Below are 23,298 nucleotides of genomic sequence, written 5' to 3'. Positions count from 1 at the left end.
TTTTGAATCAACCTATCATTATGCATGTATATGTTATGCTGATAAATTCATATTTGCCGTTTGTTAATTAATCAATGTAAGGACACATGTTTATGAGTGAAACGGAATACGATTACCCTTCGAGTTACAGCCTAGTTTCCATTACCGATACCTCCAGTTACATCAAATATGCCAGTGAAAACTTTAATGAAGTCGCGGGGTTTGATGAAGGGGAGCTTATCGGTAAACCCCACAATGTTGTGCGTCATCCTGATATGCCAAAACAGGCTTTTAAAGATTTATGGACTCACCTGAAAACTGGCAAACACTGGATGGGAATGGTCAAAAATCGACGTAAAAACGGCGGCTATTATTGGGTTGACGCGTTTGCTTCTCCTATAAAATCTAATGGTGAAGTTGTGGAATACCAATCAGTGAGATTTAAACCTGAGCGTATACACATCCAGCGAGCGGAAAAAGCGTATTCGAAGCTTCGAAATAATCGTAAGCCGTGGAAAATGTATCTTCCTCGTACACGTTTGTGGATGAGATCGGCCTTCTTCCTTTTAATTTCAAACCTTCTTGGCTTACTCATTCTACAAATGAATCAATCACCAGTGATAGCGTTTGGCGTTGTTGCGTTACTTTCCGTTTTCTCTATTTATGTATTAACCAGACCAGTTGAGAAGCTCGCTAAACAGGCTAGGCAAGACTTCAACAATCCACTCATGGAATACATTTATTGCGGAAGAATCAACGATCTGGCTGAGATTGAGCTGGGTATGAAGATGCGTAAGCAATTTGCCAATGCGCTATTGGGGCGCGTTGGCGTGTCTGTAAAAGACTCTTGCGAAAAAACGCGCGCAAGTGCTAACAGTGCTGCGACAAATAGCCAGCAAGTGACGGAGAACTTAAGCGCACAGAAAGTGGAGATTGACTCGGTCGCAACAGCGGTCAACGAGATGCAAGCCTCTTCATCTGAGATATCAAATAATGCTCAAGCGACCGCCGAGGCTACGTTAGAAGCGCAAAATACGATGATAGACAGCCGTAGCGTTATCGATAATGTTAACCAATCGGTACTAGAGCTGGTGGGTGAGCTCGGCGAAATATCTAAAGTGGTCATACGTTTGAACCAACAAACCGAGCAAATTGGAACCGTTGTTGAAGTCATCAATGGTATTGCCGAACAAACTAATTTATTAGCGTTGAACGCTGCAATTGAAGCCGCGAGGGCAGGCGAACAAGGCAGAGGGTTTGCCGTTGTAGCAGATGAAGTGAGAACCTTAGCTAAAAGAACTCAGGAATCGACAACAGAGATTAAATCGGCCATTGAAGGGATTCAAAATGGGAGCAAATCAGCGGTTTCTGCGTTAGAGAAAGGTAATGAAATGTCGACCGGAACGGTAACATTGCTAGGTACTGCTTTGGATAGCATTCAACAACTGGAGTCCCTTGTTCAGGACGTCGTCGAACGAAACCAACAAATTGCGGTCGCGATAGAAGAGCAGGTTTATGTAACGGATGAAATAAATGAAAACATCCAGTCGCTTAATTTAAAGTACAGTGAATCGTATGAACTGATGACTGAAACGAATCATATGAACACCAAAGTGCAAAATTGCACCAATGACCTGTCTGAAATGATTAAGAAGTTTGCTTAAACTTTAGAAAATCGAAGTTAAAAGCCCGCTAAACATTAGCGGGCTTTTAACTGGAATATAGTGAAGTGCTGGATTCGCTTACGAGCGAGGATTTCTAAATCTCGTTTTTGTAAGAGCTAAAACGACGAGAGCTCGCAATAAATGCGAGCTCTCTAAATAAGTGGCGGAGAGATAGGGATTTGAACCCTAGATACGCTATTAACGTATGCCGGTTTTCAAGACCGGTGCTTTCAACCACTCAGCCATCTCTCCGTTGTGGGCGGTATAATAAGGAGCATAGTCCGACTTGTAAAGTGCTGAATTATAATAGAAGTACTGTTTGCTTGTTTTATGATCACTGATGTGATGTTGGACAGTTTGAAAACGGAGTGAAAAAGGGACAAAAAGTACCAATTTATAGAGTTTTTACTTTATATTGGCGCACGTCAATAAAATGGTGTTTTATTGTTATCTTGCTGATATATAAGACATAACATGCTTTTAGGGTACATGTGTTCGCCCGAAAGTATTTGCAAGACTTTGTGAACTAATTCAAAATTAACTGGTATAGCCAGTTGTGCTTAGAATTCTTAAGGGTGTTTATGAAGGTCACAAATCTATTTAAAGACAAAGTTGATGCGATTTCTGCTCATCAATCCGAGTTTATGAATTGGATGTCTCCAACGTTACGCGATTATTGGAGTGACTTTTTGGGGAAAGCTCAAAATAGCTTTCTTTTCTCAAAAGTTCGTGATCACCAGCAGCCAGCCGTCAACGAAGAAGTTGCACCTCAACCTGCACCGATCGTAATGGCACCTGAGGCTCAAAAGCTTTATGACGAGTTAAGTGAAAAAATTGGCGAAGTTATTCACACTGGTGATTGGGTTCATGTGTCTCAAGAACGTATTAACCAATTTGGTGCGGTAACGGAAGACATGCAATGGATTCATACTGATCCAGAGCGTGCTTCAACTGAATCTCCATTTAAGACAACTATCGCTCATGGCTTTTTAACATTAGCATTGCTGCCTAAACTGACGGATTCAGTCGATCCAGACAAGCCAATGTTCCCAACAGCTAAAATGGTAGTTAACTTGGGTTTAAACCAAGTCCGTTTCCCTTACCCTGTCAAAGCAGGCAATAATGTTCGTGCAGTCAGCACGTTAACAAAAGTAACGCCAATCAAAAAAGGTTTGGAGATTGAGCGCGAAATTAAAGTGGAAATTGAAGGTATTCGTCGACCTGGTGCGGTTGTGGTCTCTGTAATTCAACTGCATTTCTAATTCCGAAACCGGATAGAACACGACATAGTAAAAGAGAGCATCAAGGTGCTCTCTTTTTCATTTTTACTGATTAAAGTTTTTTACTGGCGTATAACCGTAACCTGCAATCGCTTTTTGTCCCTGCTCTGAACGAAGGAAAGCGATAAAACCTTTACCTGCATCGCTAATCTTATCTACTTTGTATAGCACTAGGAATGGTCGCGCCAACTTGTACTTATGATTGCTAATGTTTGTCGAGGTTGGGTCAATACCATCTAACTGAATCGCCTTGATCGAGCGATCTACTGACCCTACAGAGATAAAACCAATGGCGCGAGTGTTATGGTTAACAATGGTTTTTACCATGCTGTTGCTGTTTACAACCAAGTTGTTTGGGCTGATATCCGAGACAAGGCGATCATTAACGATTTTGGTCAGTCCCAGCAAGCTTTCGAAGCTGTAACGTGAACCTGAAGACGCTTCTCTAGTAACCACCGCGATAGGCTGATCTGCGCCCCCGACCTCTTTCCAATTCTTAATTTTACCTTTGTAAATATCAAATAGTTGTTGCTGAGAAAGGTTTTCTACAGAGTTGGTACGGTTTACAACAACAGCGAGGCCATCATAAGCGATAGGGTATACATTGAGATCTTCACCTTTTTCGCTTTCAGTCAGATAGCGAGAGCTCATGCCTATTTCGGCTACTCCTTTATTGACCATGGTGATACCAGCACTCGAACCAATGCCCTGAACAGCAACGTAATCGTCTGGGTGTGTTTTGTTGTATTCCTCAGCAAGTACATCCATCACACGAGCAACCGACGTTGAACCTGAGATGTTGATTTCTTTTGCAATGGTAGGGAGGGAGACTGCTATGGCCAATAACGTCGCCACAGTAAAACGTAACATATTAAACTCCATATACGGGATAAAGCAGAGTTTATGATATTGCGTTCAGGTTACACTTTTGTGAACTGTTAGCGCTAAACAAAGGAATTGTTTCTAGTCAAGAGGTGATGGAGCTAGCGTTTCCAAGTGGATTGAGATGATAATCTGGGCAAATGATAATATAGCTATCTTATACTTGAGTTAGGTAGATAACTACCATCGGTGATGATGTAAAGGTTATATACTAGGATCGACAGCTCTAACTATCATCCATCGGGAGAACGTTGATGTCAGTGTCCCAAATGGCGACAAGTCGTTTATACAAATCAGTTCAATCGCTCTGCTCTGCGCGTAATGCTAACTTGCCTGTCGAACAGGGCAAGTGCCTCTATGAGCTAGTAGAAAATGGCGTTGAGCTTCATCGGGCGCATTTTCTCCTCGACTCCCAGCATAGCGAGTATACTTCTCCCGTCGCGAAGATCATGTTTGATGAGGACAACCAACTTTGGTATTTCTATGTTCCCACATATCACAACGAGCTGTTAAGGTGGGTGCCTTATAAGCCACTTCCATTTAGCCAAATGCTTGAGGACTTACTCAACGAATTGGAGCGTGATCCTCAAGCGTGTTTTTGGGAATAGGGTGAGCCCAACGGATGCGAATGCCGACATGATTTATACTTTAGGCTTAACGACTTGGTTTCTAAAGTCTTTGGGGGTCATGTTGTAAACGGATTTAAATGCTGTACTGAAATGCGCTGCACTTTTAAAACCAGACTCAAACGCTATTTCTGTTATTGATTTTTCTGACTTGCGCAGTTGGGTTGCTGCGAAGTTTATCCGTTTCACCTTTAATATCTGAGAAAACGAAAGATCATCTGCGGCGAGGCGACGTTTTAAGGTTGCGATGGACATGCTCATATGAGCCGCTAAGCCTTCTAGCGTGATGTCTTTTTCAATATTACCCTCAATGTACTTAATGGCTTTTTGAGAGTCGCTCAGGCTACTTGCGTCATCTATGATCGATAGGATGTTTGGCTCTACCTCAACCATCAACGACAGCAATGCCATTGCGATATGGCTTTGTGTGTAGTCTGGAGCGTTGCGACTCGCTAACTTAACCAACATGTCCTTCAATTGTGCTACTTCGCCACTGGATTGCGTTGAAAAAGGATAGAAGCGCCTTTCTTCCGTTTTGGAACGTAGCATCGGGTGCGCTTTCTTAAAGTCACAGAATATATTTGGATTGAAGACTAAAGCCAGTGCTTTAAAGCCTCCGTCACTAGAGACGGCTTCTGCACTGCTCAGATCTGCGGAGTTATAGAGTGTGAAATCTCCGGCTTTAAGTTCAAATTGCTCACCATTAGGTTGATGAACTAATAGGGCACCTTCTTCAACAATATATAACCCATTATGTGTTGCAGTGTAACGCTCACTTTTGCGCGCAGTGAAGTGATTAAAGCGAATGATCTCAATGTTCGGCATACTAGTTCTTATCGTTTTACATAACAAATAAAAAAGGCGCTCAATAGAGCGCCTTTTAACTTCATTCGGTATTATTCACTTACAGTCTGTTCTGTTTGTGCTGCTGGTTGTTCAGCGAATACCTGGGTTGGCTTTGCAACTAAACTGCGGTTTTCTTGGTTTACGTCCGTAAGGACAATTTCCAATGTATCCCCAAGTTTGTATACGACCTCTTTATCGATAGAGATGGTACCGTTGTCGCCATTGCACTCAATTCTTTCTTTATTATCAAGAATTAGTGCACCAGGAATAAAGGCTGCTGCGCCATTTTCGAGAAGTCGGACACGTGCGCCTGCACGATTAATATCGAAAATCTCACCTGTGAAACAAGTTTTCTTGCTCGGCTCATCAGCAAGCGTGCGTGCATATAGCCAATCTGAGACATTTCGCTCAGCGATTTTATGATGTTTACGATGTAGAGCTAGCTCTTCGCCTACTTGGTCATCTGGTTTTTGTACGGGTTCTTTACCAAGGATGACGGCCTTCAACATACGGTGGTTGATCATATCACCGTATTTACGAATTGGTGATGTCCAAGTTGCATAGATGTCTAAACCCATTGCGTAATGAGGCAGAGGCTGATTACCCACTTCACTGTATGCTTGGAACTTACGAATACGGTTATCTAGATAAGACGTTTCTTGAGCAGCCAACCAGCGGCGCAACGCAGCAAAGCCTTCTAGCGTAGCAATAGACTCCGCTGTGAACTCCAACTGGCCTTCTGGATTGACAAGTTGAACCACTTCTTCAATCTTCTCGTTCTTGATACCTGCATGCGTATTGAAGACACCTGTTTCAAATTTATCGCGTAATGTACGACCTGCACAGATGTTTGCGGTAATCATGGATTCTTCAACAAGGCGGTTTGCACTGCGGCGCATGTCAGCGTGGATAGCGATTACATCGTTATCTTCACTGAGCTCAAAACGGTAGTCAGGACGATCAGGGAAGACCACTGCGTTTTTCTCACGCCATTCAGCGCGAGCAAGAGAGAACTCATAAAGATCACGAACGATGGTCGCGATCTCTTCAGATGGCGTCCATGCTTCAGAGCTGCCGTTTTCTAACCAATCAGACACGTGATCGTATGCTAGGCGTGCATGTGATTTGATGTTTGCCGCGAAGAATTTAATATCGTCGCCAATCACACCATCTTTACTTACCGTTACGGTACAGCAAATAGCAGGGCGGGTTTCACCTTCAATCAGAGAACATAGGTTGTCCGCTAAATCGCGAGGTAGCATCGGGATGTTGCGTCCTGGAAGATAGATAGTATAGCCACGCTCACGCGCTACTTTATCCATTTCATCTTCAGGTGTGATGTAGGCGGTTGGGTCCGCAATAGCGATGGTGAGTTCGAAATCGCCAGATACGGTTTTCTTCGCGTACAGCGCATCGTCCATATCTTTAGTCGATTCACCGTCGATAGTGACGAATGGAACATGAGTCATGTCTACGCGTTCTAGCTCCGTGTCGTCTTTCAGTTCCCAGTTATCGATGCCTGCTGGCTCAGAGTTTGGTAGATCGTTTTGAGCAAGCGTTACCCACCAAGGCGCAATTTTATCATTCGCGTCAGTGATTTTTTCAGAAATTTCTACGAAGAAGGAATTATCGCCTTTTAGAGGGTGGCGAATAAGATGTGCGACAACCCAATCACCTTCGGCGAACTCGTCAGGTTTTAGACCTTTCTTTAGTTTCGCTTTAAGAGATAGCTTTTTAAGCTGTGGGTGATCAGGTGCTACGTTGAGCTTGCCTTTGAACATTTTTACTCGACCAATAAAGCGAGTCACGGCTTGTTCCAGCAGCTCTTGTGGCTCTGCAACTTCGCGTTCATTTTCGGTGCGGATAATGGCGACGACTTTGTCACCGTGCATGCACTTTTTCATGTACGCAGGCGGGATGAAGAAGCTAGTCTTACTGTCCACTTCCAAAAAGCCAAAGCCTTTATCTGTGGCTTTTATTGAGCCTTCTTTTTTAGGCAGGTTTTCTTGGATTTGCTGCTTAAGCTGAGCGAGTAGTGGGTTATCTTGAAACATCTTTTCTTAAATTACCTATGGAGTTGGGCACACTATAATCATTGCGAGCTATTATTACTACCTGTGGAGCGTAATTTCGCCGTGAATTTTGCCTATTTAACCACGAGAAATTGGCTTAAATATTGATGAAATTCTCATCTGTGAGCTACGCGAATCTACGGGGAATGGTAGGGCTGGTGGAAAAATATGCTAAAAATACCATTGTTGAGAATAAATTGTGATGTAATTCAATTTTTTCTGGATTTTTTTATGCTTTTAAGGAATAATCCGCCTCCCTTAGTCGTCCCTAATGGCTTATCGCGGTTGTGTACTGTGCTGTGTTCCCGTCTGAATGGAATCAGTATCTGGATGGATCAGTATCGAATTGGAAGAGCATATGGGACTGTTTTTTTGTTTAATTAAGTAGGATCCCAATGCAAGATTCTGTTATTCAATTCAGTGATTTATCTCTGAATGATTCTATCCTTTCTGCTCTAGACGGAATGGGTTTCGTGTCACCAACTCCAATTCAGGCTGCGGCAATCCCACACCTATTGGAAGGTGCTGACGCGCTGGGTAAAGCTCAAACAGGTACAGGTAAAACAGCAGCGTTCTCTCTGCCTCTTCTCAACAAACTCGATCTAAACCAACGCAAACCGCAAGCGATTGTACTTGCTCCGACTCGTGAGCTGGCAATTCAGGTTGCAGCGGAAATGAAAAACCTTGGTAAAAATATCAAAGGTTTGAAAGTTCTAGAGATTTACGGTGGCGCATCTATTGTCGACCAAATGCGTGCTCTTAAAAGTGGCGCTCATGTAGTTGTCGGTACTCCAGGCCGTGTTCAAGATCTTATCAATCGCGAACGTCTACACCTAGACGAAGTTAGTACTTTCGTTCTTGATGAAGCAGACGAAATGCTAAACATGGGTTTCGTAGATGACGTAACTGCGATCATGGAGCACGCTCCAGAGTCAGCACAACGCGTTCTGTTTTCTGCAACTATGCCTCCAATGCTGAAGAAGATCGTTGAACGCTTCCTTCGTGACCCTGTAACGGTTGACGTTGCTGGTAAAAACCACACTGTAGACAAAGTTCAACAACAGTTCTGGGTAGTGAAAGGTGTAGAGAAAGATGAAGCGATGTCTCGTCTTCTTGAAACTGAAGAAACTGACGCGTCAATCGTATTCGTACGTACTCGTCAAGATACTGAGCGTCTGGCTGACTGGCTATCTGCACGTGGCTTCAAAGCAGCTGCACTGCACGGTGACATTCCTCAGTCTCTACGTGAACGTACTGTTGATCACATCAAACAAGGTGTTATTGACATCCTAGTTGCAACTGATGTTGTAGCTCGTGGTCTTGACGTTCCACGTATTACGCACGTATTTAACTACGACATCCCATTTGATGTTGAGTCATACATCCACCGTATCGGTCGTACTGGCCGTGCTGGACGTAAGGGTAAAGCGATCCTTCTAGTTCGCACTAACCAAATTCGTATGCTTCGCACTATCGAGCGTGTAACTAAGTCATCTATGGAAGAAATCCAACTTCCTCTACGTGACCAAGTTGCTGAAGCTCGTCTAGCTAAGCTAGGCGCTGAGCTTGAAGCAGAGAAAGAGCACAAAGCACTAGACAAATTTGCTGAGCTGGTAGAGAAACTACAAACTTCTCTAGACATCGACCCAGCAACACTTGCTGCTATGCTTCTTAAGCGTCAGCAAGGCAAACGTCCTCTGTTCTACATTGGCGAAGACCCAATGGTTGAAGCAATTGAGCGTGACAAGCAACGTCGTAAAGAGCGCCGTGAAGGTGGTCGCGACGGCGGTCGTAACTTCAACAACCAAGACTGGGATACTTACCAGCTTCAAGTTGGTCGTGAGCAAGGCGTTCAAGTTAAAGACATCGTTGGCGCTCTAGCAAACGAACTAGGTCTAGGTAAAGGTTCTATCGGTGCGATCAAGCTAGCTCAAGGTCACACATTCGTACAGCTACCTAAAGCAATGACTTCAGACGCGGCGAACAAGCTAAGCAAACTACGTATCCGTCAACAAGATGTTGATGCTGTAGTATGTGATTTCGATGATTTCCGCGAGTCTCGTGGTGGTCGCCGTGACGGTGGTCGTCGCGATGGTGGTCGTCGTGATGGCGGTGGTTACCGTGGCAACCGCGAAGGCGGCAATCGTGGTGGTGATCGTCGTGAAGGCGGTCGTCGCGAAGGTGGTTTCCGTGGTAACCGTGACGGCAACCGCGATGGTAATCGTGAAGGTGGCGAACGTCGTTTCGATCGCAACCGTGGTGGTGATCACCGTGGTGCACATCGTGGTGAACGTGGTCACGGTCGTGGCCGTCGTACAGACGCATAATCACGAGTGATTAAAGCGACGGTTTAAGTTGCTACAAAAAGAATTGAAAGCCGAGCAAAGCGCTCGGCTTTTTTATGCGCGTCTAATACGGTTTTGCTTTTCATCGTGTTTGTTTACCCAACTTATTACTTCGTCTAAGGGCAGGACAGAACAAGTAACCCTGAATGATGTCACAGCCTCGACTTCTCAAAAAATGCAGTGTGTCCATGTCTTGAACGCCTTCTGCTACGACCGAATACCCTAATCCATGTGCTAGCGCAATCGTGTTCTCAACGATAGAGCGGGAGCCTTCAGTGCGGCTTGCTGTGAAAAGAAATTAACCAGCTTACCTTGAAACGTATTATCAATCTTTCGACGTTTTTGAGGTTATCTCATAATTTGAATCAGTCATTGGCCTTCAGGTTGTGTCATGTCTTCGATAGACTCAAAGCAGTATTTACGATTAGGGAGCCCAGTAAGAGCGTCATGGACAGCATTGCGCTTCTCTCTTTCAGCAACGGTATGAAGCTCTAATATCGAATCGTTGCTCCACTTAATCACCAGCACGACAAAGATACTGCCGCCAAAAAGTATAAGAGAAACCCCCGTTTCTAGGAGAGAAGCAATAGGTTTTTGCATGATGGCGTGCAAAAAAACGGCATAAGCAAAAATGAAACAGCTGATTAACAATAATAGGTAAGTCCACCCGGTTACGTCAGTTTTCGAGCAGATGTTTTTTGTCATCTGCCATCCCCAGCAGAGCAAAATCAAACCTAAGATCACTAGTAGAAACGCAATAGTGAGCACATTATTACCCCGATTTATTGATTGGTTTGTTATTTTTGTTAACCCAATAAACAACGTGTTTTATATGCCTGACTTTGTACAAATTGACCTGTTCATAAACTATGTTTAACAAGTGATATTTTTTAGTCTTCAAATAAAATCAAAACTTGCTACAGATCAACAAAATTTGTTCAATCAAATCGCTTTTACTAAAAGATTGTTGAAAGATTAAAAAATTATTGAATAATAGAGGGGCAAACAAGAAGTACGCAGCGCACAAGCGCTATTACAACCTCTGCTCTACAACAGGATAACTATTTCATGTCTAATTCGTTTGTACTGGTGATCAACTCTGGTAGCTCTTCATTAAAATTTGCTGTTATTGATTCTGAAACCGGTGAAGCTTTGGTATCAGGTATTGGTGAGTGTTTTGGCCTACCTGAAGCTGAAATCAGTTGGAAATATCAGGGAGAAAAAACCGTTGAAGCAATTCCTGCTGGCGGTAACCATCATCAGTACGCTGTTGAGCGAGTGGTAAAACTACTCGAAACTCTAGGTTTGAGCTCAAAATTTGTCGCTGTAGGCCATCGCATTGTCGCAGGCGGTGAAACCTTTAAAGGAACTGTGAAAGTTGATGAAACAGTTATTCAAGAAGTAGAGCGCCTTGCTGAACTTGCACCACTTCATAACAAAGCGAACGCTGAAGGCATGAGAGCGGCAATGGCGGCGTTCCCTTCACTGCCTCAATTTGCTGTATTTGACACTGCTTTCCACCAAACAATGCCAGCCAAAGCCTTTATGTACGCACTTCCTTACGAGCTTTACGAAGAGCATAAAGTGCGTCGTTACGGTGCTCACGGTACAAGCCACTACTACGTAAGCCGTGAAGCAGCGAAAATGCTAGATAAGCCGGTTGAAGAAAGCAGCTTTATCACTGTGCACTTAGGTAACGGTGCATCAGTGAGCGCGGTTAAAAATGGCGAATGTGTTGATACAAGTATGGGTTTGACACCGTTAGCTGGCCTAATGATGGGCACTCGCTGTGGTGACCTTGATCCAAGTGTTATCGAGTTCCTTTTCCGTAAAGGCTGGGAAAAAGACGAAGTGTTCGAGATGATGAACAAGAAGTCAGGTTTCTTAGGTGTATCTGGTGTGACAAGTGATGCTCGTGGCGTACTAGAAGCAATGGAAGCGGGGAATTCACGTGCGAAGTTGGCATTTGAGATCTTCACTTACCGCGTTGCGAAATACATTACTTCCTACCTAGCGGCTCTGGATTCATTAGACGGCATCATCTTCACTGGTGGTATTGGTGAAAACTCACTACCAATTCGTCGTGAAATCTTGAAAAACCTAAAGCTGTTAGGTTTTGTTGAAGATGAGAAAGGTAACGAAGATGCAAGATTTGGTAACGCAGGTGTTATTGCAACATCTGAGTTGTTAGGTGCCAAAGCTCTTGTTATTCCTACTAACGAGGAATTTGTGATAGCTAAACAATCGGTTGAGCTATTGTAATATATAACGAAAACAGAAAGTTAAAAGCGAGCCTCGTGCTCGCTTTTTTTATTTAAAGCAATTTGGTAATTACTCTTTGAGTTTCAGAGCTTCGCGCTTTTCGATTAAAAAATCCATCAAGACGCGGATTTTTTTCGGCATATGCTCTCGTGAAGGTATATATAAATAAAACCCAGGAAACTCTTTGCACCAAGGTGTCAGAACTCGGGTCAATCTTCCCTGATTTATGTGCTTTTCCACCCATAAATCAATATGCTTCACTAAACCCACACCCTGTATTGCAGCTTGTAACATACTATAGTCATCATTAAAAATAGCATTGCCTTTAGGCTCGAAAACGAGGGTGCGCTTTGCAACATCTGGAGAGGTTAGCGACCAATGATCAATTGTTCCGCTAGAGGTAAAACGATAAGCAAGGCAATTGTGATCTTCTAAATCCTCAGGAGTTTGAGGTAGTCCATTTTGCCTAAAGTATTCAGGAGAGCCCACTATTGCCGTTGTTAACGGCGGAGTAATAGGGACCGCAACCATATGTTCATCTAAGCTTAATCCTAAGCGAATGCCAGCGTCAACGCCTTCTGCGACGATGTTAGAAAACCCATCATCCATGATTAGCTCTAGGCGTATTTTAGGATAACGAGAGAGGAACTCACCTAGATAGGGCTCAATAAGCAGCCGAGCAGCGGTTCTTGATACACTGATACGGATTAATCCCGAAGGCTCAAGATGAGAGTCGTTCAACTCGTTAACGACCTGCTCAATGTTCATCAATGAAGGTTGCAAAATATCAAGCAGACGTTGGCCTTCTTCTGTCAGCGACATACTTCTGGTGGTTCGATTAATTAACCGAACTTGTAGCTGTTGTTCTAACGCTTTTAGGTGTTGTGATAAGGCAGCACGGGTTACCCCCATTTCTAAGGCTGCTTTAGTGAAACTGCGATGGCGAGCAATATGTGCAAACCACGTCAGTGATGAAATTAAAGAAGGTTCTATTCTCATTTGTTAAGTATAACTAAACAGTCATGTAGATAAAACGATATTTATCCGAAACAGTGTGTTGACTAATATTACCTCGAAGCTCAGGTCAGCCTGAGATGAACAGTTAACCTCTAATGGAGAATGTCGCTATGTCTAAAGTCACTTTCAAAAATCTCAATGGTCAAGGTATTGAGATTTCAGCGGTTATCAACTTCCCTACAGATTTTGATGCAAGTAAACAATATGCTGCAGTTGTTGTTTCACACCCAGGTGGTGGCGTAAAAGAGCAAACCGCAGGCCTATATGCGAGTAAACTTGCAAAAAGCGGCATAATTGCCATTGCGTTTGACCGTTCGTATCAAGGTGAAAGTACAGGTGAGCCTCGCCAAATGGAAAACCCTTACACGAGTACTGAAGACGTGAGCGCAGTCGTCGACTATCTGACAACGTTAGAGTACGTCGATAACGATAAAATTGGCGCAATGGGGATTTGTGCTGGTGCGGGCTATAGTGCAAATGCAGCGATCAATGATCGTCGAATCAAAGCACTGGGTATGGTTAGTGCCGTAAACATTGGCCAAATGTTCCGTAATGGTTGGGATAATTCGGTTAACGATGCTGACGCTGTTGGTTACTTAGAATTTGGTTCGAATGCTCGCACAACCGACACGAATGGTACAGAATTCGCGACTATTCCTCTAGCTCCGATGCGTGAAGAAGATGCCTCAAATGCAGAGCTACGCGAAGCTTGGGAGTATTACCACACACCACGTTGTGAACATCCAAATGCGCCGGGTTTTGCTCTAACTCGTAACTTAAACCAGATCATTACTTACGATGCGTACCACAAAGCGGAAGCATTCCTAACTCAGCCAATTCTTGCTGTCGTTGGTAGTGACGCAGGCAGCAAATGGATGAGTGATGACCTGATAGAGCGTGCAGCGAGTTCAGATAAAACCTTGTATGCCATTGATGGTGCAAACCATATGTCGCTTTATGATGTTGCCGAATACGTCGATGACGCAGTATCCCAACTCGCATCTTTCTTCCAACGCACTCTTTAATATTCCCGATGAAAGGCTCAATTGCTTCGAGCCTTTCTGCTCTCAAGGCTTTTTACTCTTAAGGTATTGATTATGAATATGCAAAAAATCACTTTTAGAAATGCTGATATGTCTTGGGATATGTCTGCATTAATTTTATTCCCAGAAGGCTTCAATGAATCGAAACGCTACCCAACAATGATAAGTGTTCATCCTTTTGGTAGTTGTAAAGAACAAACATCCAGCGCTGTCTATGGTAAAGCCCTTGCTGAGTTAGGTTACGTCGTGATCGCATTTGACGCGAGCTTCCAAGGAGAATCGGGGGGATTGCCTCGCTACGTAGAAGACCCAAGTCAACGTGTTGAAGATATCAGTCGCGTTATCGACTATGCAGTAACTTTACCATATGTCGATGAGAATAGAATTGGTGGACTCGGTATCTGCGGCGGTGGTGGTTACATGATCAATTCAGCCCTAACCGAAAAGCGCTTGAAAGCTGTCGTAGGTATTACGCCTGTTAACTTAGGCCGCATGTTCCGTGAAGGCTTTAGTATGTACGACCCTATCGCCAATCTTGAAGCTATGGCTGCACAGAGAACAGCCGAAGCTCGCGGCTCAGAGCTGAAAATCGATGAACTTCTTCCTCCAAATATTGAATTTGCAAAAGAAAATGGATTAACAGAACGAGACGTGTTCGAAGCTACTGAATACTACAAAACATCACGTGGACAAACCGAAGGTGGTGCAACTCGTATGCTGTTTTCACATGCACAGAAAACACTGAGCTGGGATGCCTTTGCATTTGCCGAAACGTTATTGACTCAGCCTGTTATGGCCGTGGTAGGGCAAAAAGTCGGGGCGTTTGGTGCTTATCGTGATGGGCAGGAAATTTATGGCCGCTCTGTTCAATCAAAAGACCGACAGCTGGTTAATTTGGAAAACTGGTCTCACTATGAACTGTATGACCATCCAGAAGCAGTCGGCATTGCAATGGACAAGGTTTCTGCATTCCTTGAAACACACTTAAAATAATCTAATAAGTTAGAAGCGTTTTGTAGAGTTGCAAAGCGCTTATTTTTAACAGCGTAAGATGTAGTTCGAAGCGAGTAGGTCGGTAAATCTTCGTGCGAATAACCTCATCTACAGGCTATTGACTAAATACCACTGCCAAATACTGTTTAAGACAATGTACACTGAAACCTAATTAAAGGCGTTAGATAGGAATGAAGTTTAATTTATGCGCAAATCAGATAAGAAGGTCGAGAATCTAATTAGAGAAGTGTTGACCGAAGTTTGTGAAGATACGCTAAAAGGCTACGATGGCTTTCTTTGGGTGACTCATACCGTCAAATTCTCTTCTTTTCCACAAAGTTTAGAAATAGTCTGCGTATTCGAAACGAAGCAAGATCGAGCTAACTTTTTTGAAGGAGAGGGCCGCCAGCATGTTTCCACAACTATTCAAAAGGCATTTAATAAGGCAGGAGTGCAACTAAAGAACGTCAGTAAGCAAATCAGTTACGATACAAAACAAAAGTGTTAGTGCGGGCAGCAATGGTCCGTAATAAAATGGTGCTTGGCTACCTTGCTATAAAAATGCAAAGGGCACTGGATGGGCAATGAAGCTTCAGCTCACTTAGATATACATCGGTGTAACTATGAGTTATGGAGTTATGGATTGTGAATACGGTTGGTTTTCTAATGTTGCCTTAAGAGGCCATGATTAGTCGTTTACAATGAGTAAAGTACAAACTTCTGCATGGTGGATATCCGCAGAAAATTATTGAAAAGAAAGGCTCTAGCTGGAGCGGTCTATCATTTTCTTTGGGTTACCTCGACTATGAATAGCTTAATTGCTATGTTTCGCAAAATATATGGATATTCTTCTGCTCGTTATCTTCAGATGCCGTGCAGAAGAGTGTGTTTGCCAGCTGAGGGAAAAATGAAAACCAAAATAATAATGTCTTTTCTACTCGCTACATTATGTGTCAGTGTCAGCGCCAGTACGAATGAGCCGAAATACCATTCTGCGCTAACAGTCAAAACGGGATTCAGTGAAGACAGAGACAAGCCTGTGGAAGTCTATTATTGGTATCCCACAACGAACGAAAAAAACAACTTCTCGTTTGGTAGGGGGAACATTTTTAAATCAGTCGAAACGCAGTTAGATGCCCCTTTAGCAAGTGGAAAATTTCCCGTTGTGCTTTTGTCGCAGGGCGGAACACGGTCAGCGTTTTCCCACAGTGGTTGGATAGCCTCGAGCCTGGCGCAACAAGGTTATGTCGTTGTGGTACCAAAGCCTCCTGCACCGAACGAAATCAATGCAGAAATGGCTGTTGATGAAATCACATTCAGAACCAGTGATTTGGTGCTTGGGCTGAACGAATTAAGTTCGGTCGGGATACTGTCCGCAGGCGTAGATACTGATGCAGTGCAGGGGGTCGGCTTTTTTCTGGGCGGCACATCTATGCTGATGCTCTCCGGAGCGCAAATAAGCCCGGAGAAGTATCGAACATCGTGTCACAACGCCACCAATGTAGACTGTCATTGGTTACGTGAAAATAACGTTGATATTACCAGCATCCCGGATCAAAAATTCCCCCGATTTCAGTCTGAAAACAAACTGAAATCGGTCGTCGTTATCAACCCTGAGCTAACGAAAACTTTTGTCCCTGAAACTCTGGCCTTGATGAACAATGCTATCACCGTGGTGGCGCTCTCTGATCGGCTACATCCCGCACTGACACCAGCCGAATCACTTGTTGCTCTTCCCAATGTGACGTTTCAAGAGATCCCCAGTGCGAGTCAGTTTAGTGCGTTCTCAGAATGTACTGAGCGTGGCATTAAAATTCTCGCATCAGAAGGGGAGGAAGCACTTTGCCAGGAGCGTGACGAGGTTTCCAGAAAGGACAATCATCAGCACATTTTGGATGTAATTCTGGCCAGGTTAACAAAGTCATAAGAGTGCAACAATGAGGAGCTTTCTTACACATTGTGTGCTTGGACCAGCAAAGCGAGAAGTAAGTTTTTGCAGGCTTATCCTTTCACCATAGTGCAAGGCCTACTAGTGACCGTGTTATTTGCTCTAACTAAGTACTTGTACCAACATTTTGAAACTTAGAAGAACACACAAAATACCAACGATTTTCTTAAGAACTTTATTTGGGAAATACGCTGCACAACGCACGCCGAGGCTAGTAGTTAAGTAGCTACTAATGGAGAAGCTGAGCATTGCAGGAAGGTATATGTATCCTAATACTAAGTTGTTCCAATCTGTGTTTCCCCATCCGTTTAACATGTAACCGAGGCTTCCTGACAGCGCGATAGGGAAACCTATCGCAGCAGAGGTACCAATAGCACGTTTTACCTCAAAATTTTGCTGGACAAGATAGGGGATGATCAACCCCGCACCGCTTATAGAGACAAGTGCTGATACAGAGCCAATCACCGAGCCTACAGTGATATTACCGATAGCTCCATGTGGGTTCGGGTTGTACTCATTTTCAGTGTTGAGGAACATCTTATAAGCAACATACAACATGAATACGCTAAAAAAGCCTGCCAGATAGACGCCTTGTAGATACGATGCTACGAATGTGGCGCAAAATGTTCCGACTAGAACTCCGCTCAACATTTTTACTACCATTGTCGAGTCTACATTCTCTTTTTTGTAGTGAGCGCGCATGCTGCCCAATGTTGTAACAATCATCGAAGCCATTGATGTCCCCAACGCAAGATGCACTACTTCCGTATCAGCTATTCCCTGTAGTGAAAATAGAAACGCAAAAATAGGGACGGCCATTCCACCACCACCCACACCAACGAGTCCTGCGAGAAAGCCAATGCCCAAGCCTGCTGTAATGTAATAGATAATAAAGATAGGTTCGTTCATGATGGTTCTGCCTTCGATAAAATGGTCGTTGCTAAAATGTTACTCGAACGTGAACTTGCTATGGTAACGTTAAGAGGACAGAAAATAATGAATAATGGCCAAAATGGAATTGAGTAAATAAAGTGACAAACTCTGATTACAGCGAATGGAAAAATGGCGCCGCACTGATCGCTAAGGAGTGGCAGCATGAAAGGAGCGACTTCAACCATTTGGATCAACGGCCACATAATTGGCACAGTCATCATCGAGGCCAGTTACTGTGTATAGATGAAGGGCTAATACAGGTAAAAACCGATGAAGGAACGTGGATACTACCACCTCACCGAGCTGGTTGGATCCCCCCGGGTGCGATGCACAGTGTTTATTTTTGTGGTTCTCTGAAAGGTCGTTCATTACTGTTTACTCCAGAGAGTTGTGAGCGGTTTCCAATGAGACCTTGTGTTATCCAAATGAGCGATGTGTTGAAAGCCCTATCGGTTAGAGCATCGATATGGAGCAAAACAGACGATCTATCCATACAGTCTTTACGTATTCTTGCCGTAATATCCGATGAAATCGTCAATAGCCCTCATGAGTCACTCCACATCCCGCTGCCCAGAGATCCGAGACTGCAAAAAGTTACTCAAGCAATTTTAATAGACCCAAACAGCAAGCATTCTGTAGAGCATTGGGCCAATATTGGGGCAGTCTCATCTCGGACGTTAAGACGATTGATTCGAAGTGAGTTAAACATGAGTTTTAGTGAATGGCGGCAACAAGTACTGCTAATACATTCATTAGAAATGATAGCTCGAGGGGAATCGGTGGGAGATATTGCACATGCTTTAGGTTATTCGACGCCCAGCAACTTTATCGCGATGTTTCGTCGGGTCTATGGCGATTCACCTACGCGTTACTTTTCTAATCGCGGAATATAATTTCCGTGCTCGCATGCTCATGATGTTCCCCTAATTATCTTTAATCAAAAAAGGTAAATATTGAAAAGATTAATTGTTATGTTATAACATTGCCTTGTTTGGGGCTCTACAATTTGTTGTTTAAAGAATTGATCTCACAACCAGTAGTCTCCTATTGAGAGTAAACGTTGATTTCTTCACAAGCGTTGTCTGACTTGACTCTACATGGGGTGGGACTGTGTCAATATGTCCGTGAACTAGAGCGAAATCGTAACGATTACTAGGTCTCATAGCCCTAGAAAATCAACGTTATTAAAACCTTTACCTGACCTTTTTAACGCTTGGGAGGAAGATATATGAGCATTGATGTAGTTGAGAACCCGCTTCGTGTCCAAAAAACATCATCGTTGGCGATATCGACATCAGCGAACATACTTAGCGACATCTACAAACCAGAGCACAATATTGCCATATGGCAGCGAACGCTCTCGAAAGAGTTGACGAAGGACATTAATCTGATGCTGGCTCAGGAGCCTAGATTGGCACTGGTACAAAGTGTCACGCCAGATGATGCTGCACAATGGGTACGAAGCAAGTTAGAGGGCTATGCGTGTGCTGATGCGCTGAGTGAAGATGTTGCTTTAATCGTCGATATGTTCTGCTGTTTGTTTGAGGTTAAAGAAGCAGGTTTGAGACTAACTCGCCTAGACAGCCCGATGTGCCCGAAATTTCACTTTGATCGTGTGCCTTGCAGACTTGTCATAACTTATACCGGCCGAGCGACCGAATGGTTAACCAACGATACCATTGATCGCACTAAACTCGGTGCCGGTAGTCTCGGTCAACCTGATCACCTATCGGGCTTATACGACTCTGAAAGTGCAATACGACGAATGCAGCCTGGCGATGTTGCCCTGCTCAAAGGAAGTGGTTGGGAAGGCAATGAAGCCACTGGACTTATACATCGCTCTCCACATGTTGCAGACAATGAACGTCGCTTACTACTCACATTGGATTTCATCTAGAGATATGAGAAAGCTCAAAACGGTAGATGACGTCATGAAGCAGGTAGAGAAAATCTGCCTGCTGCGAGGTAAACAACTCACTACTAAACGGAAATTGATACTGACTTCACTGCTATATGCGGAGAAGCCGCTTTCTGCCTACGAACTAGTTGACTACTGCAATCACAACTTTTCTCAAAACATTCAAGCGATGTCGGTTTATCGAATACTCGATTTCCTTGAAGCAGAGCACTTTGTCCATAAGCTCAATACATCTAGTAAATACGTCGTTTGTTCTCAAATCGCGTGCGATCAGAAGCATGGCGTTCCACAGTTTTTGATTTGCTCTCAGTGTGGAAAGGTTAGTGAAATAGCGGTTGAAGCCAATGTTATTTCTAGCGTATGTGCGAAAGCCATACAAGAAGGCTTCACCGTTCTTAGCCCACAATTTGAGATTTCCTGTGTTTGCGATGAATGCGCAAACCGCCCCCTATGAGGCAGACACACGATCTCCCCTTATAGCTTCACAAGGTGACCGAGTATTGGCCACCTTTTCAAATTATCTAAAAGAATGAATTATGTCAGCAACATTGATTAAAAACGCTCGGGTGGTTAACGAAGGAGCCATTACCGAAACAGATTTACGTATTGTTGATCAACGAATTGACAAGATTGCTACTAATATATCCGTACAACACGGAGATATTGTAATTGATGCTAAAGGGGCTTATTTACTGCCAGGCATGATTGACGATCAAGTGCATTTCCGAGAACCTGGGTTGACACATAAAGGCACAATTGCAAGCGAGTCGCGGGCAGCGGTAGCCGGCGGTATTACAAGCTACATGGAAATGCCCAATGTTAGTCCGGCTACAACGACTATTGACTCGTTAGAGCGCAAGTTCGCTCTCGCTAAAGAAAGCTCGTTTGCGAATTATTCTTTCTACCTCGGTGCAACCGAAGACAATCTTGAACAGATTAAACAACTTAACCCCAAACAACATTGTGGTGTGAAAGTATTTATGGGGGCATCAACAGGAAATTTGTTAGTCGAAGATCCGCAAGCGTTAGAGTCAATTTTTCGTGACTCTCCAGTACTCATTGTTACTCATTGTGAAAGTGGGACTGTTATTAAACAAAACCAGCAAAAGCAAAGGCTTAAGAAGCCAGGTTTCACTATCGAAGACCATCCCATTTTGCGTGACGAAGAGGCCTGTTACGCTTCATCTTCTTATGCGGTAGAACTTGCCAAAAAGTATCACAGCCAACTGCATGTGCTGCACATCACAACGGCGAAGGAGCTAGCACTTTTTGACGAGGGAGACATTCGAGATAAATCAATCACCGCGGAGGCTTGTGTTCACCATCTTTGGTTCAGCAACAAAGATTATGGCGCTCTTGGTAATTTGATCAAATGTAATCCTTCAATCAAGTTTCCTAGTGACCGCGATGCGTTGTTAAAAGCGTTAAATACGGGGCAAATAGATATCATTGCAACAGATCACGCTCCTCACACTTGGCAAGAAAAACAAGTGCCTTACGAGCAGGCTCCAGCCGGACTGCCGTTAGTTCAGCATGCGTTACTTACTCTCTTCGAGCATGTCCGTTTAGGTCATATGAGTTTGACTCAAGTAGTCGAAAAAACTGCGCACAACCCGGCCATTCGCTATGGCATTCAAGGCCGAGGTTTTATTCGTGAAGGTTACTACGCCGATTTGGTGTTGGTTGATGCTCATACCCCAACACGAGTTAGCAACGAAAACAGTTTATATCACTGTGGTTGGTCGCCTTTTGCTGGACATGAATTTTCAGCTCAAATTCAAAAGACTTGGGTCAATGGCGCGCTAGTTTATGCCAATAACAAAGTCATCGATAAACCAGCTGGAGCGATGCGTTTATCCTTCAATCGTTAAGTCGCTGACCGTAAAAAAAGAGCCATAAACAAACTGGAAGCATTATGTTAAGAAGAAACCCAACGGGCCATATGCCACAGGTGTCCTCAACAGCCTTTATCGATCCAACCGCTATTATCTGTGGCAAAGTCATTATTGAGGATAACGTTTTTATTGGACCCTATGCTGTTATTCGAGCTGACGAAGTTAATAACCATGGAGACATGGAAGCTATCGTCATCAAACGTGACACCAATATCCAAGATGGTGTCGTAATTCACTCTAAGGCAGGGGCTGCGGTGACCATTGGTGAGCGCTCATCCATTGCTCATCGTTCGATTATTCATGGTCTTTGCCAGGTTTGTGATGATGTTTTCATTGGCTTCAACTCCGTCGTGTTCAATAGCGTCATCGGTGAGAGGTGTGTTATTCGTCATAACTGTGTCGTCGATGGCCTCGATTTACCCGCTTATTTCCATGTACCACCGATGACCAATATTGGTGTCGGTTTTGATTTAGAGAGTATCTCTAAAGTGCCGCCAGAATATTCAGCTTTTTCCGAATCCGTCGTTTCTGCCAACCATGAACTAGTCCAAGGCTACCGGAGAATTGCCAATGAACTTTAATAAGCCACTGATTTCGCGAGTGCCGACTAACATCATCACTGGCTTTCTCGGGGTGGGGAAAACATCGGCAATAATGCACTTATTGACCCATAAACCTAGCCATGAACGTTGGGCTGTATTGGTCAATGAATTTGGCGAAGTTGGTATTGATGGCAGCTTGTTACAAGGCCAAAAAAAACAACAAGACCAAGTGTTTATTCGAGAGGTCCCCGGGGGATGTATGTGCTGTGCAGCAGGTCTTCCGATGCAAATCGCTTTAAATCAATTATTGTCTGAAGCAAGGCCAGATCGATTGTTGATTGAGCCTACAGGTCTTGGTCATCCTAAAGAAGTACTGCAAGTGCTATCGACCGAGTATTATCGTCAAATTCTCGCTTTGCAAAAAAACATTACTTTAGTCGATGCACGTAAACTATCGGATCCTAAGTACACTGAGCATGAAACGTTTAACCAGCAAATCACTATCGCAGATACAGTGGTAGGTAATAAGCGCGATCTCTATCAAGATGAAGATGAGCAAAAGCTGACGGCTTATATAGCAAAGCTCGGTCTGCGGGAAACAAAAGTGATTTTCGCTGAACATGGCGCTATCCCTTTTCATGAATGTGGGGGAGCGACTCGTATTGACGTGCAAAAAACGCCCTCTGTTCTTTATCGTGAAAGAGAGAAAAAGTCACTTGTTCCTGAGTTGCCTATGCCTGAGAGCGGCATTCTAAAAGCAACCAATCAGGGGGAAGGTTTCTACAGTATCGGTTGGCTTATATCCGCTGAAAACGTGTTCGATCATCAAAAGCTGAGATTATTGCTGCTCGACCTCAAGGTCGAACGAATGAAAGCGGTTTTTATCACGGGAAGCGGTATTTTTGGTTACAATCTAACATCAGATGGACTCACAGAGTTTGAACTAGACGAGTGTTCAGAAAGCCGCCTAGAACTGATCTCTTCCGGTCTAGATGACCAATTTGAAGATAGATTATTTCGATGTTTGGAGAAGGCATCATGATAGAAAAGAGA

At 43.8% G+C, this 23,298-nt stretch carries 21 protein-coding genes, 1 tRNA gene and 1 pseudogene; 15 read left to right on the top strand and 8 right to left on the bottom strand.

Annotated elements, in window-relative coordinates; all coding sequences use genetic code 11:
* Positions 1-92: 92 nt before the first annotated feature.
* Positions 93-1,643: a PAS domain-containing methyl-accepting chemotaxis protein gene (locus R8N47_RS11905; protein WP_025768974.1), complete on the top strand. Its 1,551-nt coding sequence runs from the start codon at positions 93-95 to the stop codon at positions 1,641-1,643.
* Positions 1,644-1,804: 161 nt separating this feature from the next.
* Here the strand turns inward: R8N47_RS11905 and R8N47_RS11900 are convergent.
* Positions 1,805-1,895: transfer RNA gene (locus R8N47_RS11900), tRNA-Ser, on the bottom strand.
* Between the two features lie 329 nt (positions 1,896-2,224).
* Here R8N47_RS11900 and R8N47_RS11895 point away from each other — a divergent pair.
* Positions 2,225-2,905: a MaoC family dehydratase gene (locus R8N47_RS11895; protein ID WP_005375670.1), complete on the top strand. Its 681-nt coding sequence runs from the start codon at positions 2,225-2,227 to the stop codon at positions 2,903-2,905.
* Positions 2,906-2,968: 63 nt separating this feature from the next.
* Here the strand turns inward: R8N47_RS11895 and R8N47_RS11890 are convergent, their stop codons facing one another.
* Positions 2,969-3,793 carry a phosphate ABC transporter substrate-binding protein gene (locus tag R8N47_RS11890; protein ID WP_064354614.1) on the bottom strand — a complete coding sequence of 275 codons (825 nt, stop codon included), beginning with the start codon at positions 3,791-3,793 and terminating at the stop codon, positions 2,969-2,971.
* 266 nt (positions 3,794-4,059) lie between these two features.
* Here R8N47_RS11890 and R8N47_RS11885 point away from each other — a divergent pair, with 266 nt between their 5' ends.
* Positions 4,060-4,413, top strand: a complete 354-nt coding sequence (locus tag R8N47_RS11885; RefSeq protein ID WP_064354615.1) for a DUF3024 domain-containing protein — start codon at positions 4,060-4,062, stop codon at positions 4,411-4,413.
* Between the two features lie 33 nt (positions 4,414-4,446).
* On the opposite strand, the gene R8N47_RS11880 is transcribed toward R8N47_RS11885, so the two are convergent.
* Together R8N47_RS11880 and rnb are read right to left on the bottom strand one after the other, a co-directional pair.
* Positions 4,447-5,256: a helix-turn-helix transcriptional regulator gene (locus tag R8N47_RS11880; RefSeq protein WP_064354616.1), complete on the bottom strand. Its 810-nt coding sequence runs from the start codon at positions 5,254-5,256 to the stop codon at positions 4,447-4,449.
* Between the two features lie 71 nt (positions 5,257-5,327).
* Complete coding sequence (gene rnb / locus R8N47_RS11875; RefSeq protein ID WP_064354617.1) at positions 5,328-7,331, bottom strand: exoribonuclease II; 2,004 nt, start codon at positions 7,329-7,331, stop codon at positions 5,328-5,330.
* Positions 7,332-7,744: 413 nt separating this feature from the next.
* Between rnb and R8N47_RS11870 the strand changes: the two genes are divergently transcribed.
* The gene (locus R8N47_RS11870) at positions 7,745-9,676 is read left to right on the top strand and encodes a DEAD/DEAH box helicase (protein WP_064354618.1); all 1,932 of its coding nucleotides are present in this window, start codon (positions 7,745-7,747) and stop codon (positions 9,674-9,676) included.
* Positions 9,677-9,776: 100 nt separating this feature from the next.
* Here the strand turns inward: R8N47_RS11870 and R8N47_RS28845 are convergent, their stop codons facing one another.
* Positions 9,777-9,938: an EAL domain-containing protein gene (locus tag R8N47_RS28845; RefSeq protein WP_262640094.1), complete on the bottom strand. Its 162-nt coding sequence runs from the start codon at positions 9,936-9,938 to the stop codon at positions 9,777-9,779.
* A 140-nt stretch (positions 9,939-10,078) separates the two neighbouring features.
* Positions 10,079-10,399 (bottom strand): annotated as a pseudogene (locus tag R8N47_RS28840) (GGDEF domain-containing protein); the annotation flags it as partial.
* A gap of 363 nt (positions 10,400-10,762) precedes the next feature.
* On the opposite strand from R8N47_RS28840, the gene R8N47_RS11860 reads away from it, so the two are divergent.
* Positions 10,763-11,956: an acetate/propionate family kinase gene (locus tag R8N47_RS11860; RefSeq protein WP_005386205.1), complete on the top strand. Its 1,194-nt coding sequence runs from the start codon at positions 10,763-10,765 to the stop codon at positions 11,954-11,956.
* Positions 11,957-12,025: 69 nt separating this feature from the next.
* Here R8N47_RS11860 and R8N47_RS11855 read toward each other — a convergent pair whose 3' ends face one another.
* A complete protein-coding gene (locus R8N47_RS11855; protein WP_064354621.1) occupies positions 12,026-12,955 on the bottom strand; it encodes a LysR family transcriptional regulator in 930 nt (309 codons plus the stop codon).
* A 128-nt stretch (positions 12,956-13,083) separates the two neighbouring features.
* On the opposite strand from R8N47_RS11855, the gene R8N47_RS11850 reads away from it, so the two are divergent.
* The 4 genes from R8N47_RS11850 to R8N47_RS11835 all read left to right on the top strand — a co-directional run bounded on the left by R8N47_RS11850 (position 13,084) and on the right by R8N47_RS11835 (position 16,936).
* Positions 13,084-13,998 (top strand): alpha/beta hydrolase, encoded by a 915-nt coding sequence (locus R8N47_RS11850; RefSeq protein WP_017821078.1) that lies wholly within the window; start codon positions 13,084-13,086, stop codon positions 13,996-13,998.
* Positions 13,999-14,070: 72 nt separating this feature from the next.
* Positions 14,071-15,009, top strand: a complete 939-nt coding sequence (locus R8N47_RS11845; RefSeq protein WP_064354622.1) for an alpha/beta hydrolase — start codon at positions 14,071-14,073, stop codon at positions 15,007-15,009.
* A gap of 205 nt (positions 15,010-15,214) precedes the next feature.
* Positions 15,215-15,517 carry a hypothetical protein gene (locus R8N47_RS11840; RefSeq protein ID WP_054574367.1) on the top strand — a complete coding sequence of 101 codons (303 nt, stop codon included), beginning with the start codon at positions 15,215-15,217 and terminating at the stop codon, positions 15,515-15,517.
* Between the two features lie 399 nt (positions 15,518-15,916).
* Entirely contained in the window at positions 15,917-16,936 is a 1,020-nt protein-coding gene (locus R8N47_RS11835; protein WP_206949092.1) for an alpha/beta hydrolase family protein, read from the top strand.
* A gap of 123 nt (positions 16,937-17,059) precedes the next feature.
* On the opposite strand, the gene R8N47_RS11830 is transcribed toward R8N47_RS11835, so the two are convergent.
* Entirely contained in the window at positions 17,060-17,866 is an 807-nt protein-coding gene (locus R8N47_RS11830; RefSeq protein ID WP_064354623.1) for a sulfite exporter TauE/SafE family protein, read from the bottom strand.
* Positions 17,867-17,988: 122 nt separating this feature from the next.
* Here R8N47_RS11830 and R8N47_RS11825 point away from each other — a divergent pair, with 122 nt between their 5' ends.
* The 6 genes from R8N47_RS11825 (at position 17,989) to R8N47_RS11800 (ending at position 23,287) form a co-directional block, all read left to right on the top strand.
* Positions 17,989-18,783 (top strand): AraC family transcriptional regulator, encoded by a 795-nt coding sequence (locus R8N47_RS11825; protein WP_054729357.1) that lies wholly within the window; start codon positions 17,989-17,991, stop codon positions 18,781-18,783.
* Between the two features lie 335 nt (positions 18,784-19,118).
* Positions 19,119-19,787, top strand: a complete 669-nt coding sequence (locus R8N47_RS11820; RefSeq protein ID WP_017635741.1) for a DUF1826 domain-containing protein — start codon at positions 19,119-19,121, stop codon at positions 19,785-19,787.
* A gap of 4 nt (positions 19,788-19,791) precedes the next feature.
* Positions 19,792-20,262: a Fur family transcriptional regulator gene (locus R8N47_RS11815; RefSeq protein ID WP_017635740.1), complete on the top strand. Its 471-nt coding sequence runs from the start codon at positions 19,792-19,794 to the stop codon at positions 20,260-20,262.
* An 82-nt stretch (positions 20,263-20,344) separates the two neighbouring features.
* Positions 20,345-21,679: a dihydroorotase gene (locus R8N47_RS11810; RefSeq protein WP_047104476.1), complete on the top strand. Its 1,335-nt coding sequence runs from the start codon at positions 20,345-20,347 to the stop codon at positions 21,677-21,679.
* Between the two features lie 44 nt (positions 21,680-21,723).
* The gene (locus R8N47_RS11805) at positions 21,724-22,284 is read left to right on the top strand and encodes a carbonate dehydratase (RefSeq protein ID WP_017635738.1); all 561 of its coding nucleotides are present in this window, start codon (positions 21,724-21,726) and stop codon (positions 22,282-22,284) included.
* A complete protein-coding gene (locus tag R8N47_RS11800; protein ID WP_064354624.1) occupies positions 22,274-23,287 on the top strand; it encodes a CobW family GTP-binding protein in 1,014 nt (337 codons plus the stop codon). The genes R8N47_RS11805 and R8N47_RS11800 overlap by 11 nt, the downstream gene beginning before the upstream one ends.
* The last annotated feature ends 11 nt before the right edge of the window (positions 23,288-23,298 follow it).

This window comes from Vibrio sp. 2132-1, from assembly GCF_033344315.1.
Note: the sequence above shows the minus strand (reverse complement) of the source record. Positions and strands in the feature narration are given on the sequence as shown.

What these genes read in the sequence shown, in the direction of transcription:
- R8N47_RS11905 (WP_025768974.1), top strand. Translation starts at nt 93, where the DNA reads ATGAGTGAAACGGAATACGATTACCCTTCGAGTTACAGCCTAGTTTCC.
- rnb (WP_064354617.1), bottom strand. Translation starts at nt 7,331, where the DNA reads ATGTTTCAAGATAACCCACTACTCGCTCAGCTTAAGCAGCAAATCCAA.
- R8N47_RS11835 (WP_206949092.1), top strand. Translation starts at nt 15,917, where the DNA reads ATGAAAACCAAAATAATAATGTCTTTTCTACTCGCTACATTATGTGTC.
- R8N47_RS11855 (WP_064354621.1), bottom strand. Translation starts at nt 12,955, where the DNA reads ATGAGAATAGAACCTTCTTTAATTTCATCACTGACGTGGTTTGCACAT.
- R8N47_RS11805 (WP_017635738.1), top strand. Translation starts at nt 21,724, where the DNA reads ATGTTAAGAAGAAACCCAACGGGCCATATGCCACAGGTGTCCTCAACA.
- R8N47_RS11830 (WP_064354623.1), bottom strand. Translation starts at nt 17,866, where the DNA reads ATGAACGAACCTATCTTTATTATCTATTACATTACAGCAGGCTTGGGC.
- R8N47_RS11800 (WP_064354624.1), top strand. Translation starts at nt 22,274, where the DNA reads ATGAACTTTAATAAGCCACTGATTTCGCGAGTGCCGACTAACATCATC.
- R8N47_RS11880 (WP_064354616.1), bottom strand. Translation starts at nt 5,256, where the DNA reads ATGCCGAACATTGAGATCATTCGCTTTAATCACTTCACTGCGCGCAAA.
- R8N47_RS11845 (WP_064354622.1), top strand. Translation starts at nt 14,071, where the DNA reads ATGAATATGCAAAAAATCACTTTTAGAAATGCTGATATGTCTTGGGAT.
- R8N47_RS11820 (WP_017635741.1), top strand. Translation starts at nt 19,119, where the DNA reads ATGAGCATTGATGTAGTTGAGAACCCGCTTCGTGTCCAAAAAACATCA.
- R8N47_RS11860 (WP_005386205.1), top strand. Translation starts at nt 10,763, where the DNA reads ATGTCTAATTCGTTTGTACTGGTGATCAACTCTGGTAGCTCTTCATTA.
- R8N47_RS11885 (WP_064354615.1), top strand. Translation starts at nt 4,060, where the DNA reads ATGTCAGTGTCCCAAATGGCGACAAGTCGTTTATACAAATCAGTTCAA.
- R8N47_RS11895 (WP_005375670.1), top strand. Translation starts at nt 2,225, where the DNA reads ATGAAGGTCACAAATCTATTTAAAGACAAAGTTGATGCGATTTCTGCT.
- R8N47_RS11815 (WP_017635740.1), top strand. Translation starts at nt 19,792, where the DNA reads ATGAGAAAGCTCAAAACGGTAGATGACGTCATGAAGCAGGTAGAGAAA.
- R8N47_RS11890 (WP_064354614.1), bottom strand. Translation starts at nt 3,793, where the DNA reads ATGTTACGTTTTACTGTGGCGACGTTATTGGCCATAGCAGTCTCCCTC.
- R8N47_RS11850 (WP_017821078.1), top strand. Translation starts at nt 13,084, where the DNA reads ATGTCTAAAGTCACTTTCAAAAATCTCAATGGTCAAGGTATTGAGATT.
- R8N47_RS11870 (WP_064354618.1), top strand. Translation starts at nt 7,745, where the DNA reads ATGCAAGATTCTGTTATTCAATTCAGTGATTTATCTCTGAATGATTCT.
- R8N47_RS11810 (WP_047104476.1), top strand. Translation starts at nt 20,345, where the DNA reads ATGTCAGCAACATTGATTAAAAACGCTCGGGTGGTTAACGAAGGAGCC.
- R8N47_RS11840 (WP_054574367.1), top strand. Translation starts at nt 15,215, where the DNA reads ATGCGCAAATCAGATAAGAAGGTCGAGAATCTAATTAGAGAAGTGTTG.